The organism is Pseudomonas sp. MNR3A (assembly GCF_009650575.1).
Classification (GTDB): Bacteria; Pseudomonadota; Gammaproteobacteria; order Pseudomonadales; family Pseudomonadaceae; genus Aquipseudomonas; species Aquipseudomonas machongensis.
In genome coordinates this window covers 167127-181223 of record NZ_VZZS01000008.1, presented here as the reverse complement: position 1 = coordinate 181223, position 14097 = coordinate 167127, and the positions used below count along the sequence as shown (strand labels likewise).

Genomic DNA, 14097 nt, shown 5'->3' with positions numbered 1-14097 from the left:
GAATCTCCTTGCGTGTTACCAGTCCAGGGTTACTCGAAGGGTGTCGCGGTACAGCCCGGCCGGCAGCGCGCGCGGCTGCGCGACTACCACACCGTAGATCGGGACGGGCACCTGCTCGGTGCCTTGGATGGTGAAAGTGCGGGCCTGGCCGATGCCGTAGCGGCTGTTGCCAGCAGGGTCGACGGCCAGTTGATAAGGGATCAGCTCACGGCCATTGCTCAGTTGGCGTACGCCGCCACCGCCATTGAGGCCTTCGTCGATGCGCACGCTGAACGCACGCACCTGAGGCGTGCAACTGATCTGCAGGCTGCCCTGCCCGCCCGCCTCGTCGACACGGGTGCGCAACGGCCCGTCCCAGGTCGGCCCCTGTGCGCCGAAGTCCATCAGTCCGGGATTGCCAAGGGTGGCCGGTTGCTGGTCGCTGCTGATCTGGCAGGCGCTGCTGATCACCAGCCGTGCCTGGATGAACCCGGTGGTGCTGCCATGCGCCGAGGTGCCGGGCAGCAACAGGGGCCCGAGGGTCAGCAGCAGCAATGAGGTACGGTTCATGTCGGCGCGTCCTTGTGCATGTGGATCCGCTCCCTACCAGGTGACCGTGACTTTGAGCAGGTCGGTATACAGCCCGGCTTTCGGTACCCAGGCCAGACGGTCGATGCGGGCATACAGCGGGAGTTCCACCGAGCCGCTGTCCGGCACCCGCGCCGATTGTGCGACGTCTACGGCCAGCGGCTCACGCCAGGCAGCGTCGCGATAGAGACGATAAGGGATTGGGCGCAGTTGCCGATCATTGCCGCCCAGATAACGCACCTCGCCTACCCCACCATGCTGGCCGCCATCGACCCTGACCTGATACGGCGTATCGGGATTGCATTCCAGGCGTGGCGGGCGTTGGGCAAGCAGTACGCCGCTCAGTGGCGCATCAGGACCGTCCAGGCGCGCGGCACTGCCCAGGTCGATTCGACCCAGGGCCTGCGCACCCGCGTCGCGCGGTTGGTTCACCAGCATGCAGCCGCGCTGCACCTGGACCCGCACTTCGACGAGAAAATCCGCCGCTACGGCACTACCACTCAACAACAGGCCCAACAGCGAGGCCAGCAAGCGCTCCGTCACCGAATATCCCTTCCAGTGTTCCCTGTGCTGTTCTGAGCGTAGCAGTAGGATTGGATCCTGCTAGCGCGTGGGAAATTTCTCGACTCCTCAGCCCTCGGCCAAGCCTCGCCCTAGGGCCTGAGGTGGGGAACTTATACAAATTTCAATCTCACGTAGAACCTCCCCGAGCAATAGCCCTCAAATGGCCATAACCCCGGCGAAAACGCTGACTTTCTGATACCTTGCACAGTGCACGACCTGTGCCAGACGCTTATGGCCACCGCTTGCGGCCACGACGGGAGAGCTTTTCTTGACCACCGCCCAGAACGCCTTCGATCAAGCCGTGGAACGCTGCGCCCAGGAGCCTATCCAGATTCCAGGCAGCATCCGGCCCCACGGCTTTCTGCTGGTACTCGACGAACAGGACCTGCGTATCCTGCAGGCCAGCGAGAACGCCCAGCGCTGGCTTGGCATCCCCACCCCGGCGCTGATCGGCTGCACCCTGCCCGAGCTGATGGACCACGGTTTCGATGCCCGTCGCAAGTTCGCGCGCCTGCCCGAAGACGAAATCTTTCCCTTCCACATCGGCGACGTGAAACTGCGTGAAGGTGCGCCCTGTACCGATAATCTGCGCCTGCTGGCCCACCGCCACGACCAGGTACTGATTGCCGAGTTCGAGCCCTGTCGCCCGGCCGCCGCCCTGGGTGAGCACGACGACTACTATCCGCTGGTGCGCGCCTTCGTCAGCAGCCTGCACCAGGCCACGAGCATCGAGGAACTGCTCCAGCAGTCGGTGCTGCAGATCAAGCGCATCACCGGTTTCGGTCGGGTCAAGGCCTACCGCTTCGATGCCGAGGGCAACGGCCAGGTGCTGGCCGAAGAGGCCGATCCCGGCTATCCGAGCTACCTGGGCCTGTGCTTCCCGGCCTCGGACATTCCGCGCCAGGCTCGCGAACTGTACAAGATCAACCGTATCCGCCTGATCGAGGATGCCAACTACCAGGCCTCGCCCTTGATTCCCAGCCACAACCCTCGCACCGGCAAGCCTCTGGACATGAGCTTCGCGGCCCTGCGCAGCGTCTCGCCCGTGCACCTGCAGTACATGCGCAACATGGGCACGCTGGCGTCGATGTCGGTGTCGATCATGGTCGATGGCAAGCTCTGGGGGCTGGTGTCCTGCCACCACCAACAGCCGCGCGCCCTGGATTTTCGCACCCGCGCCGCCTGCGAACTGCTTGGCAGCGTACTGTCGCTGCAGATCGAGGCCCACGAGGCACACAGCGCGACCCGCACCCTGCTCGACATGCGCCAACGTATCGTCCACATGCTTTCGGCCATGGCCGACTACGACAGCGTCAGCGACGGGCTGCTCAGCCTGCCCGATGTGCTGCTGGATTTCGTCGGCGCCAGCGGTGCCGCAATCATCAGCGCCGAACGTTGCGACCTGATCGGCCACGCGCCGCCCGAAGCGCTGGTCAATGAACTGGTGCAATGGCTGTCCAGACGCGGTGACGATGGCGTGTTCAGCAGCGACAACCTGGGCCGCGACATCCCCGAGCTGCCTGCCCTGGCCGAACACGCTGGCGGCGTGCTGGCGGTGGCCATCTCCCAGATTCATTCGCACTATTTGCTGTGGTTCCGTCCCGAGCAGGTGCGCACGGTCAACTGGGCCGGCCAACCGCTCAAGGAGGTCAGCGCCCAGGGCAACCTCAGCCCACGGCACAGCTTCGACAGCTGGCAGGAAGAGGTCAGCGGCTTCTGCGCCGCCTGGGACCCGTTGGTCATCGATGGCGTGGCCGAACTGCGCACCGCTGTGCTGGGCATCGTGCTGCGCAAGGCCGAGGAACTGGCGCAACTTAGCGGTGAACTGCAGCGCTCGAACAAAGAGCTCGAGGCCTTCTCCTACAGCGTCTCCCACGATCTGCGCGCCCCACTGCGGCACATCGCCGGCTACTCCGAACTGCTCAGCGAAGTCGAGGGCGAAGGTCTGTCCGAACGCGGCCAGCGTTTCCTCAAGCACATCGGCGAGGCCGCCCATTTCGCCGGCACACTGGTGGACAACCTGCTCAATTTCTCGCAGATGGGCCGCTCGGCCCTGCGTCTTTCGGATGTCGACCTCAATGCGCTGGTCGACAACATCCGCCTGGAATTCGCCCCGGATTACAGCGGCCGCGAGATTGTCTGGGAGATCGCGCGCCTGCCCAAGGTGATCGCCGATCCTGCCTTCATCAATCTGGTGCTGCAGAACCTGATCGCCAACGCGATCAAATACACCCGCGGGCGCGAGCCTGCACGCATCGAGATCGGTGCACACGAACACGCAGACCGAACCGAGATCTTCGTGCGCGACAACGGCGTGGGCTTCGACATGACCTACGCCAGCAAGCTGTTCGGCGTCTTCCAGCGTCTGCACCGCATGGAAGACTTCGAAGGCACCGGCATCGGACTTGCCAGCGTGCGCCGCATCATCGAGCGGCACGATGGCGAAGTCTGGGCCGAGGGGGAGGTCGACAAGGGTGCCACCTTCCATTTCGCCCTGCCTGTCATCCGTTGAATACCTGAGGTAACCGTACTCATCATGCTCAAACCGATCCTGCTGGTCGAAGACAACCCCCGAGACCTGGAGCTGACGCTCCTGGCCCTGGAACGCAGCCAGTTGGCCAACGAAGTCATTGTCCTGCGCGATGGCGCCGATGCCCTCGACTACCTGCTGCGGCGCAACGCCTACGCCGCACGCGACGACGGCAATCCGGCGGTGCTGCTGCTCGACCTCAAATTGCCAAAAGTCGACGGCCTGGAAGTGCTCAAGGAGGTGCGCGCCACGCCAGAACTGCGCAGCATTCCCACCGTCATGCTGACCTCCTCGCGTGAAGAACCCGACTTGCTGCGCGCCTATGAGCTGGGAGTCAACGCGTACGTGGTCAAGCCGGTGGAGTTCAAGGAGTTCGTTGCCGCCATTTCCGAGCTCGGGGTGTTCTGGGCCGTGCTCAACGAACCACCGCCCGGCTCGCTGCGCCTGAACCGGCGTGGCAGCAACTGAAGGCGCCGACGATGCAAGCCACTTCGCTGAAACTGCTGATGGTCGAAGACAGTTCGATGGACGCCGAGCTGAGCCTGTTGCGCCTGGAGCGCAGTGGTTTTCAGGTCCAGTCGCACCTGGTGTTCGACCATGCCGGGGTGGAGCACGCGCTGCTTGAAGGCAGCTACGACCTGATTCTTTGCGACTGCGTCCTGCCCGGCTCCTCCGGCACCGATGTGCTGGCCATCGCCCAGCGCCTGGCACCGGACGTGCCCTTCATCTTCCTGTCCGGCATCTACGGTGAAGAGCACGCGGTGGAGATGATCCGCCTGGGCGCCACCGACTATGTACTGAAGAAAAACCTGCCGCTGCTGCCCAAGGCCGTGCGCCGAGCCCTGACCGAGGTGCAGGAGCGCCAGCGGCGGCGCCGTGCCGAGGAAGCGCTGGCCGATGTCGAGGCACGTGCGCGCATTGCCATCGACGCCGCCGGCATGGGCACCTGGGACTACCGCCCGCAGGAAGAGCTGCTACTGTGGGACAACCGTTGCAAGGCCCTGTTCGGTCTGCCAGCCGACGCCGAGATGAGTCTGGAGGTGTTCTACGCCGGCATTCACCCCGAAGATCGGCCCCATGTCAGCCAAGCCGTGGAACTGGCGATGCAGCCAGACAGCGACGGCCACTACCGCGCCGAATTCCGCATCGCCGCTCCCGGCAACCTGGAACCGCATTGGCTGCTGTCCACCGGGCAGGCACAGTTTGTCGATGGCCGCTGCGTGCGTTTTTCTGGTGTGCTGCAGGACATCCACCAGCAACGCCTGGCCACCCAGGCGCTCAAGCAGCTCAATGAAATGCTCGGCGAACGGGTCGAGCGCCGCACCCGCGAGCGCGACCGTGCCTGGGAGCTGTCGCAGGACCTGCTCGCGGTGCTGAACAAGGACCTGACGCCAGTGGCACTGAACCCGGCATGGGAGGGGGTACTGGGCATCAGCCGCGAACGCCTGAGCCAGACGTCGCTGCTGCACCTGTTGCCCGAAGCCGAGCAGGAGGCCTTTCTCGAAGAGCTGGCCGCCCTCGCCCATGGCCGCACCAGCGCCCGTTTCATCGGCCGTATCCAGCATGCCGGCGGGCAGCAGCGCTGGCTGTCCTGGGTGGTGGTGCCGGAAGACACGCTGTTATACGTGGTCGCCCGTGACATCAGCAGCGAGCGCGAATCGGCGCTGGGGTTGGCCGAGGCCAACCGCCGACTGCGTGACCAGATCATCGAGCGCGAACGCATCGAAGCGGCCCTGCAGCAGATGCAACGCCTGGAAGCGGTGGGCCAACTCACTGCGGGGGTGGCCCATGACTTCAATAACCTGTTGACCGTGATCCTCACCGGCACCAGCTTCGTCGAGCGCGACCTCGACAAAGGCGACCTGGCCAAGGCGCGCAGCCGCCTGAAGCATGTGCGCGAAGCCGGCGAGCGCGGGGCCAAGCTTACCTCGCAGTTACTGGCCTTCTCGCGCCGCCAGCGCCTGGAACCCGTGCCGCTGCACCTCAACCACACCCTGGCCGGCCTTGAGGAACTGCTGCGGCGCACCCTGGGCGGCAATATCTCGGTGCGCCTGGATCTGGACAGCAGCCTGTGGCAGGCCCTGACCGACCCGACCCAGACCGAGATGATCATCCTCAACCTGGCGATCAACGCCCGCGACGCCATGCCAACCGGCGGCCAGTTGACCCTGTCGACCCGCAACATACGCATCGAGGCCCTCGCCCAGCGCCCGGAAGACCCCGAGCCTGGCGAGTACGTGATGCTGTCGATCCGCGACACCGGGTGCGGCATGAGTGAAGAAGTGGTGGCTCGGGTCTTCGAACCGTTCTTCACCACCAAGGATATCGGCAAGGGCTCGGGCCTGGGCCTGGCTCAGGTGTTCGGCTTCGCCAAGCAGTCAGGCGGCGGCGTGCACATCGACACGGCACCCGGGCTCGGTACCCAGGTCAGCGTCTACCTGCCGGCGGTCAAGCAAGTCGACCTTGATGAGCCGCAGACGCTCGCAGTGCCGCAAGGTGCATCGCTCAACGGTCACGACCGAGTGGTGCTGCTGGTGGATGACGATCACCTGGTCCGCGACATGATCGGTGACGTGCTGCGCCTGCACGGCTACCAGGTACGCCAGGCCCACAGTGGCGAGCAGGCCTTGGCCTTGCTCGACGAACGCATCGATCTGCTGCTCACCGACTTCGCCATGCCCGAGTTCAATGGCGCCCAGTTGGCCCATGCTGCACGCGAGCGCTACCCTCGCCTGCCCGTGGTGTTTCTCACTGGCTACGCCGAACTGGAAGGGCTGGAGTTGCCCGGCAGCCTGGTCATGCAGAAGCCCGTGCAAGCCGAAGACCTGACCCGGGCACTGAACGATTTGCTGGGGGGAGCGGAGTAAGCCAGGATGGCGCGCCATGCGCGCGCCACCTGACGAGCAGACACAAAAAAATCGCCAGGCTGACTTGCAGGCTGGACGCTTGAGAATGCTTGGAAATAATGGCAGGGGCGGCTGGATTCGAACCAACGCATGGCAGGATCAAAACCTGCTGCCTTACCGCTTGGCGACGCCCCTGTATCGAATTCGCTGACAGCTACGTGTGTTGCTGTGCTGGAATGGGCCGCACTTTACCAACATTCTTTTCGGCTGGGAACCCCCGAGTTGAAAAAAATTGCCGGAAAACAGCAAGTTAGTGTCCTCTACTCGAAGGTGATCCAACCACACCCGTTGCCTTGGGCGCCACTCGCCCTTGAAAGGGTTGGCACAGGCAACCGTCTGTCGGTTTTTTTCCGCCTCGCTTCAACGCATGCGCCTTTACCCATTCCAAGCAAGTAACCACCGCTTGCGCATCACAAGGAGGGCGCCATGCCAGTTTCACACGACCTGTATCAGGACCTGCACTACCCACGCGAAATCGTTCAACAGCGACGTCAGCAGGACAAGACACTGGATCGCCTGCTGGACGACTACATGGACCTCGACAACCAGGTGCTGGCTGCCGAGTCGATTTCAGCGGGCAACTTTGTGGACGAAGACCTGCGCCACCTCAAGGAAAAGCGCCTGGCCGTCAAGTTCATGATCGAACGGCAGCTGGAGCGCAAGGCCTGATCGGCGACCTATCGCGCCATGCGATCACTGTGGCGCACATTCTCGACTGGTCAAACGACGCAGGCTCGCGCAAGCTGCGTCTGCCCTCGTCATTCGGAGCCGTCGCCTTGTCCGCCTGGATTCAAAACCCCCTGCGCCACCTCGGCCAGCGCCTGCGTACCTGCCCCCCAATCGACACTACGCTGCTGACGCACTTCCAGGGCAAGGCCGGCGAACGCGGCTATACCCTGAGCGAAGGCCAACACCGGGTGATCGAGGCCATGGCCACGCAACTGGCCGCCCTCGAACAGGGCCAGGCGCGCAGCCTGTACCTGCATGGCTCGGTCGGTCGAGGCAAGAGCTGGCTGCTCGACGGGTTCTTCCAGGCCGTGCCGACCACAGCGAAACGCCGCCTGCATTTTCATGATTTCTTCGCCCGCCTGCACGAAGGCATGCACCGCCACCGCGCCCTGGACGATGCGCTGGGGGCCACCCTGGATGCGTTGCTCGGCGATTGCCAGGTGCTGTGCTTCGACGAGTTCCACGTCCACGATATTGGCGATGCAACGCTGCTCACCCGCTTGTTCGGTGCACTGTTCGAGCGGGGTGTGTTCTTGCTGGTAACGTCCAACTACGCCCCGGAAGGGCTGCTGCCCAACCCGCTGTATCACGAGCGCTTCCTGCCGGTGATACGCCTGATCAACAGCCGCATGCAGGTGCTGGAGGTCGGCGGCGACACCGATTTTCGCAGCCTGCCGGCCAACCGCGAGCAACAGCGTTTCACCCAGGGCCACTATGTCTGGCCAGCCGATGCCTCGCAGCGCCAGATGCTTGCCGTGCCCGCCGCACAGGCACTCACGCTGGAGGTGAATCGCCGTCCGCTGCGCGCGCTGCACAGCCATGAACGACAGGTGATGTTCGCCTTCGACGACTTGTGCGAACAGCCCACCGCGGTCATCGACTACCTGGCCCTGGCCGAACGTTTCGACCACTGGATCATCGATGGCCTGGATGATCTGTCGGCCTGTTCACTGGCGGCGCAGCAGCGCTTCGTCAACCTGATCGATGTGTTGTACGACCAGGACAAATCGCTGCTGGTGCTGGGCAAGCGCAGCCTGGAGCAAAGCCTGGGCGGGGCGATCAACGACCTGATGCGCACCCGCAGCCGGCTGGGGCAACTTCAGCAGATGGGGCCTGCGGCCTGACGGGCCGCGCCTGCCGGTGACACCGCGGCCTTATCCCGCCCGCGGCAGGTCCGCCAGCACACCCTCTATCTCAGGCAGTACCGCCGGGTCATCCAGCGTGGACGGCGCCACGTAGTCCACGCCATCGGCAATCTTGCGCAGCACCGCACGCAGGATCTTGCCCGAGCGTGTCTTGGGCAGGCGCTTGACCAGACGCACTCGATTGAAACAAGCCAGCGCCCCGATCTGCTCGCGCACCTTGGCCACCAGTTCGGCCTGCAACTGCTGTTCGGCAATGCCCTGCCCGTCCTTGAGCACCACCAGCGCCAGCGGTACCTGGCCCTTGATCTCGTCGTGCACGCCGATCACCGCGCACTCGGCCACCGCGGGATGCTGCGCCACCAGGTCCTCCATCTCGCCGGTAGACAGCCGATGCCCGGAGACGTTGATCACATCATCGGTGCGCCCCATGATGTAGACGAAGCCGTCATCGTCCAGGTAGCCGCCGTCACCGGTGTGGTAATAGCCCGGATAGCTGTGCAGGTAGGCTTGCAGGTAGCGTGGGTGGTCGCCCCAGAGCGTCTGGCTGCAACCTGGCGGCAACGGCAAGGCGATCACGATGGCGCCCTGCTGGTTCGGCGCCAAGGGGCGCCCCTCATCGTCCAGCACCTGCACGTGATAGCCCGGCACTGCACGATTGCTCGAACCCGGGCGTGCAGCGCTGCCCTCGAGCCCCACGCACGGCGCGGTGACCGGCCAGCCGGTCTCGGTCTGCCACCAATGATCGTGCACAGGTTTGCCACTGACCCGCTCCAGCCACTGGTGCGTGCTGGAGTCGAGTTTCTCGCCGGCAAGGAACAACTGACGCAGCGAACCCAGATCATGACGGCGGATCAGTTCGCCATCCGGATCTTCCTTGCGGATCGCACGCATGGCGGTCGGTGCGCAGAACAGTGCATTGACCTTGTACTGCTCGACCACCCGCCAGTACGCCGAGGCATCCGGGGTGCGAATCGGCTTGCCTTCGTAGAACACCGTGGTGCAGCCGCTCATCAACGGCCCGTAGACGATCAGCGAATGGCCGACCACCCAGCCCACGTCGGAAATCCCCCACCACACATCGCCCGCCTGCATACCGTAGACGTGACGCATGGCATAGCACAGCGCGACCGCATTGCCGCCATTCTCACGCACGATGCCCTTGGGTTTTCCGGTGGTGCCGGAGGTGTACATGATGTACAGCGGGTCGCCTGCGTCCAGCTCGACCGGCGCCACCGGCTCGGCATCGGCCACCGCCGCCTGCCAGTCCAGGTCGCGCCCAGGCTGCAGCTGCGCGCGGGCCTGGGGACGTTGCAGCACCAGCACATGCCGAGGCTGGTGCCGGGCCAGTTGCAGGGCGCGATCGACCAGCGGCTTGTATTCGATCACCCGGTCGAACTCCAGGCCACAGGACGCGGTGAGCAGCAGGGCCGGCCGCGCATCGTCGATACGCAGGGCCAATTCGTTGGCGGCAAAACCGCCGAACACCACCGAGTGCACCGCGCCGATCCGCGCGCAGGCCAGCATGGCCATGGCTGCCTGCGGCACCATGGGCATGTAGATGATCACGCCATCGCCCTTGCCCACGCCGAGCGCGCGCAGCAGACCGGCCAGGCGCGCGACCTCGTCGCGCAATTGAAGGTAGGTGAAGGTCTGCGCGGTGCCGGTCACAGGCGAGTCGTAGATCAGCGCCAACTGCTCGCCGCGGCCTTGCTCGATCTGATGGTCCAGGGCCAGGTAGCTGCTGTTCAGGCGCCCGTCAGCGAACCAGCGATGGGTGCCGTCCGGGTTGTCCTGCAGGGTGAGCGAGGGTTTGCGGTGCCAGGCAAGCTGCTCGGCCTGGGCTTGCCAGAAGCTGGCGGGTTCGGTGATGGAATGCGCGTAGCTGTGCTGATAGGTCATTGGTTCGCAACCCGGTACTTGTTGTTATTGAAGGGCGAGCCTTGAGTATGGACCGGCATTGCGCCCCTGCCATCGGACTTAAGTCGCAACCCTTGTGCAGATTTGCAATAGCCTGGCGCAGCTCTAGAATGGCGGCCTTTCCAAGCCATAAGCACGCATCATGCACAGCCTCGAAGACCTCAAAGCCGGCCGACTCCAAGGCATCACCCGCCTTGACCTGTGCGAAGGCCTGACCTGCTTCCCGCCAGAGATCTTCACGCTCGCAGACACACTCGAGGTGCTGAACCTGACCGGCAACGCCCTGAGCGCATTGCCCGACGACCTGCACCGACTGACCCGGCTGAAAGTGCTGTTCTGCTCGGAAAACCGCTTCACCCACCTGCCCCATGGCATCGGCCGCTGCGCGCGTCTGGAAACCGTGGGCTTCAAGAGCAACCGCATCAGCCAGGTCGACTCGCAGGCGCTGCCAGCCAGCCTGCGCTCGCTGGTACTGACCGACAACCTGCTCGAAACCCTGCCGCAACAGATTGACAAGTGCACCCAGTTACAGAAGCTGATGCTCGCAGGCAACCGCCTGACCGATCTGCCCGAGAGCCTCGCCCGTTGCGAACGCCTGGAACTGCTGCGCGTCGCCAGCAACCGCCTTACCGCCCTGCCCGACTGGCTGCTGCGCATGCCGCGCCTGGCGTGGCTGGCCTATGCCGACAACCCGCTACCCCAGGCGCTGTGGGCGCCCACAGCGGAGGCCGTCGCCCAGCGTATCGACTGGGCGGATCTCACACTGGGCGAAGAACTCGGTCGTGGTGCCTCGGGGGTGATTCACCTGGCGCATTGGCGCGCACAGCAGGCACCGGTGGCGGTCAAGCTGTACAAGGGCGAGATCACCAGCGATGGCTCACCCCTGGCAGAGATGAGCGCCTGCCTGGCAGCGGGCGACCATCCGCAACTGGTGCGGCTGCTCGGGCGTATCGACAACCATCCCCAGCTTCGCCCGGCGCTGGTGATGCAACTGATCGATCCGAGCTGGTTCAACCTTGCAGGCCCACCGAGCCTGGACAGTTGCACGCGCGACCGCTACCCCGCAGAACGCCATTTCAGCCTGGATGCTGTGCAGCACCTGCTGGCCGGTGTCGCTTCGGTGGCCGCGCACCTGCATGCACGGGGCGTGAACCATGGCGACTTGTATGCACACAACATCCTCTGTGCAGCAGCCGGTGACTGTCTGCTCGGGGACTTCGGCGCGGCGTCGTTCCACTCGCCGACAGCAGGCGCGGCTGGCGAGGCCATCGAGCGCCTGGAGGTGCGCGCCTTCGGTATTCTCATCGACGAACTGCTGGACTGCTGCGAAGAAGACGACACCAGGCTGCGCGCCCTGGCCGAGCACTGCCAGCAAGCGGATGTGCTGCGACGCCCAGCGTTCACCCAGGTGAGCGAGGCGCTGCGCAGCCATTGAGAGCACGGGGGCCTTGGATCATTTACCTGCCCCAATCCGGTGCAAAGCCCCTAGAATGACGCACTGACCCACAGCCGAGCACCCAATGGACATCGATCAGGCCCGTACCTTTCTGGAAATCGTGCGCTGCGGCAGCCTGGTGGCCGCAGCCGAGCGCCTGTTCGTCTCACAGACTGCCATTTCGGCCCGAGTGCAGCGCCTGGAGCAACAACTCGGCTGTCAGCTGTTCGTGCGCAGCCGCAACGGCGCCAGCTTGACCGGCGACGGCGAGGCCTTCGTCACCTACGCCAACCAACTGGTACACACCTGGGAAGCGGCACGCCGTGACCTGCCGCTGCCACAGGGCTGCCAGAAGGTCCTGCACCTGGGGGGCGAGGTGAGCCTGGGCAATCCGCTGATGCTCGATTGGGTCAGCGCACTGCATGGGGCCCTGCCCGACCATGCGATCCGCAGCGAAGTGAGCGACGGCGAAGCGTTGCTGCGCAAAGTGGAAATGGGCTTGCTGGATGCGGCGCTGGTCTATCAACCGACCTATGTCCCGGGGTTGCAAGTCGAACAGTTGATGGAAGAAAAGCTGATCCGCATCCGCCGCGTCGACCTGCCCGAGCCTTACATCTATGTCGACTGGGGCGAAGCCTTCCGACGCCAGCACGACGCAGCCCTGCCCCACTGCGCGCGGCCGGCGCTGAGCTTCAACCTCGGCCCCCTGGCGCTACAGTTCATCCTCGACCAGGGCGGCAGCGGCTATTTCCGTACCCGTGTGGTGCAGGCCTATCTGGATAGCGGCGTGCTGGAGCGCGTGCCACAGGCGCCGGAGTTCACCTACCCGACGTTCCTGGTCTATGCCCGTGAACGTGACAGCGAGGCGCTGCAACAGGCGCTCGCGCTGCTGCGCCGTCAGGTGGCCGACGGCGCCAGCGACTGGTCACAACGCTGGGACCCGCTGGTCTGAGCGCTGCGTTGCAGCGTTGAGCAGGTGACGTTTCAGGCCGGCGATAAGGTCGGTCTGGGTGATCACTCCAACCAGTCGCCCGTCGTCCAGCACCGGCAAGCAGTGCAATCCGTGCTCGCTGAGCAGCGGCAGGAGACGTTCCAATGGATACTCGCTACCGACGCTGACCACTTGGCGGCTCATGACCTGCGCCATGCGTGTCGACGGGCGACGGAACAGGCCTCGCCAACTGAAGCGCCCCCGGGCCATCGCAGGGCCAACCAGGTCGCTGAGACTGACGATACCGACCAAACGCCCGTGTTCCAGCACCGGAAGCGTCTTCAGGTGATGGCTGGCGAGCATCTTCCAGGCCTGTTCCAGGGTCGTGTCCGGCGAGGCGAACTGTACGTCGCGAGACATCACCGCGGCCGCCGTGATCCCGCCCAGGCTGCGCTGCAGGGCGTGCTGCTCGGTGGCCAGGATGATACGTTCGAGCTCATCGCGGGTGACATCGACGAACTCCCCCAGCTCCTCCAGCGCCAGATCCAGGTCTTCTGCGCTGATGCCGACGCGTGCACCGGGCAGTGGGTCATGGGTGTGATGCGGGTCTTTGCGCGGTACGGCGCCCTTGGGATAACGCACCCCGGTCAGGCGGTTGTAGAGCACCGCAACGGCCACCAGAATCAATGCGTTGAGCAGCACTGGCTCGAGCAAATGGTCGCCCATCGCCACCAGCCCTGGGTCAGCCAGCACCACGCTGGCCGCCACACCGCCGCCCGGAGGGTGCAGGCAACGCAACCCGCACATCAGCAGCAGCGAGCCCCCCAGGGCCGCTGCGGCCACCCAGAGCTCGCTGCCCAGGCCCTGGCGCATCGCCAACCCGAGGATCCCGGCCAGGGCATAGCTGCCGAGCACCGGCCAGGGCTGCGCCAGCGGGCCGGAATGCACGGCAAACACCAGTACCGCCGAGGCGGCCAACGGGCCAAGCAGGTGCAAGGCCACGGAGGGGCCGTACGCCATGCTGCACAGCCATCCGGCGAGGAACAGACCCAGCAGCGCGCCGACAGCGGCACGCAGCCATTCCCGCGGGGGAATATTCAAAGGCGCCGGCAACAGGCGCTGCAAACGGTTTTCAGGACGTGAGGCAGGCATCGAATCAAGCGCAATCGTATTGGAATAGTTAAAAAGAAAGCCCAGCCGAGAGGGTCTGGGCCCTGCATTACCAAGGCAATGACAATGGGCTCCGTCCGTGGAGAGATGGAAACCGGAGGGTTTCGTGGCGAGGATTGTGCCGAACGCACCGTTTTGGGGCCAATTCAAAAAAATGCGCCTGGACTGCAATTTTTTTGCTGGATCTGCCCTTGATCGATCTT

Annotated in this window: 11 protein-coding genes and 1 tRNA gene; 7 read left to right on the top strand and 5 right to left on the bottom strand. The window is 64.6% G+C overall.

Going from position 1 to position 14097, the window contains the following annotated elements:
* Positions 1-15: 15 nt before the first annotated feature.
* On the bottom strand, positions 16-549 hold the full coding sequence (locus F6X62_RS06235; RefSeq protein ID WP_054894730.1) for a spore coat U domain-containing protein: 534 nt from the start codon (positions 547-549) through the stop codon (positions 16-18).
* 33 nt (positions 550-582) lie between these two features.
* On the bottom strand, positions 583-1110 hold the full coding sequence (locus tag F6X62_RS06230; protein WP_054894729.1) for a spore coat U domain-containing protein: 528 nt from the start codon (positions 1108-1110) through the stop codon (positions 583-585).
* Positions 1111-1399: 289 nt separating this feature from the next.
* Between F6X62_RS06230 and F6X62_RS06225 the strand changes: the two genes are divergently transcribed.
* From F6X62_RS06225 to F6X62_RS06215, 3 genes are read left to right on the top strand one after another with little or no spacing between them, the layout of a single operon-like run.
* A complete protein-coding gene (locus tag F6X62_RS06225) occupies positions 1400-3643 on the top strand; it encodes an ATP-binding protein (RefSeq protein WP_153772976.1) in 2244 nt (747 codons plus the stop codon).
* A 24-nt stretch (positions 3644-3667) separates the two neighbouring features.
* Positions 3668-4129, top strand: coding sequence for a response regulator (locus tag F6X62_RS06220; protein ID WP_153772975.1), 462 nt, complete (start codon positions 3668-3670; stop codon positions 4127-4129).
* A gap of 11 nt (positions 4130-4140) precedes the next feature.
* Entirely contained in the window at positions 4141-6528 is a 2388-nt protein-coding gene (locus F6X62_RS06215; protein ID WP_153772974.1) for a response regulator, read from the top strand.
* Positions 6529-6627: 99 nt separating this feature from the next.
* Here the strand turns inward: F6X62_RS06215 and F6X62_RS06210 are convergent.
* Positions 6628-6702, bottom strand: a tRNA-Gln gene (locus F6X62_RS06210).
* 291 nt (positions 6703-6993) lie between these two features.
* Between F6X62_RS06210 and F6X62_RS06205 the strand changes: the two genes are divergently transcribed.
* Both F6X62_RS06205 and zapE read left to right on the top strand, forming a co-directional pair.
* Positions 6994-7236 carry a hypothetical protein gene (locus tag F6X62_RS06205; protein WP_054894725.1) on the top strand — a complete coding sequence of 81 codons (243 nt, stop codon included), beginning with the start codon at positions 6994-6996 and terminating at the stop codon, positions 7234-7236.
* 107 nt (positions 7237-7343) lie between these two features.
* Positions 7344-8420, top strand: a complete 1077-nt coding sequence (zapE, locus tag F6X62_RS06200; protein WP_153772973.1) for a cell division protein ZapE — start codon at positions 7344-7346, stop codon at positions 8418-8420.
* A 30-nt stretch (positions 8421-8450) separates the two neighbouring features.
* On the opposite strand, the gene F6X62_RS06195 is transcribed toward zapE, so the two are convergent.
* Entirely contained in the window at positions 8451-10340 is a 1890-nt protein-coding gene (locus F6X62_RS06195) for a propionyl-CoA synthetase (RefSeq protein WP_153772972.1), read from the bottom strand.
* 160 nt (positions 10341-10500) lie between these two features.
* Between F6X62_RS06195 and F6X62_RS06190 the strand changes: the two genes are divergently transcribed.
* Both F6X62_RS06190 and F6X62_RS06185 read left to right on the top strand, forming a co-directional pair.
* A complete protein-coding gene (locus tag F6X62_RS06190; protein ID WP_153772971.1) occupies positions 10501-11793 on the top strand; it encodes a leucine-rich repeat-containing protein kinase family protein in 1293 nt (430 codons plus the stop codon).
* 85 nt (positions 11794-11878) lie between these two features.
* On the top strand, positions 11879-12745 hold the full coding sequence (locus F6X62_RS06185; protein WP_054894721.1) for a LysR family transcriptional regulator: 867 nt from the start codon (positions 11879-11881) through the stop codon (positions 12743-12745).
* Here the strand turns inward: F6X62_RS06185 and F6X62_RS06180 are convergent.
* The gene (locus F6X62_RS06180) at positions 12719-13876 is read right to left on the bottom strand and encodes a CBS domain-containing protein (RefSeq protein ID WP_153772970.1); all 1158 of its coding nucleotides are present in this window, start codon (positions 13874-13876) and stop codon (positions 12719-12721) included. The two genes, F6X62_RS06185 and F6X62_RS06180, sit on opposite strands and share 27 nt — an antisense overlap.
* Positions 13877-14097: the final 221 nt, after the last annotated feature.

Bases quoted from the DNA above. Each gene is read 5' to 3' on its own strand.
- F6X62_RS06235 (WP_054894730.1), bottom strand. From the start codon at position 549: ATGAACCGTACCTCATTGCTGCTGCTGACCCTCGGGCCCCTGTTGCTG.
- F6X62_RS06220 (WP_153772975.1), top strand. From the start codon at position 3,668: ATGCTCAAACCGATCCTGCTGGTCGAAGACAACCCCCGAGACCTGGAG.
- F6X62_RS06215 (WP_153772974.1), top strand. From the start codon at position 4,141: ATGCAAGCCACTTCGCTGAAACTGCTGATGGTCGAAGACAGTTCGATG.
- F6X62_RS06205 (WP_054894725.1), top strand. From the start codon at position 6,994: ATGCCAGTTTCACACGACCTGTATCAGGACCTGCACTACCCACGCGAA.
- F6X62_RS06195 (WP_153772972.1), bottom strand. From the start codon at position 10,340: ATGACCTATCAGCACAGCTACGCGCATTCCATCACCGAACCCGCCAGC.
- F6X62_RS06190 (WP_153772971.1), top strand. From the start codon at position 10,501: ATGCACAGCCTCGAAGACCTCAAAGCCGGCCGACTCCAAGGCATCACC.
- F6X62_RS06185 (WP_054894721.1), top strand. From the start codon at position 11,879: ATGGACATCGATCAGGCCCGTACCTTTCTGGAAATCGTGCGCTGCGGC.
- F6X62_RS06180 (WP_153772970.1), bottom strand. From the start codon at position 13,876: ATGCCTGCCTCACGTCCTGAAAACCGTTTGCAGCGCCTGTTGCCGGCG.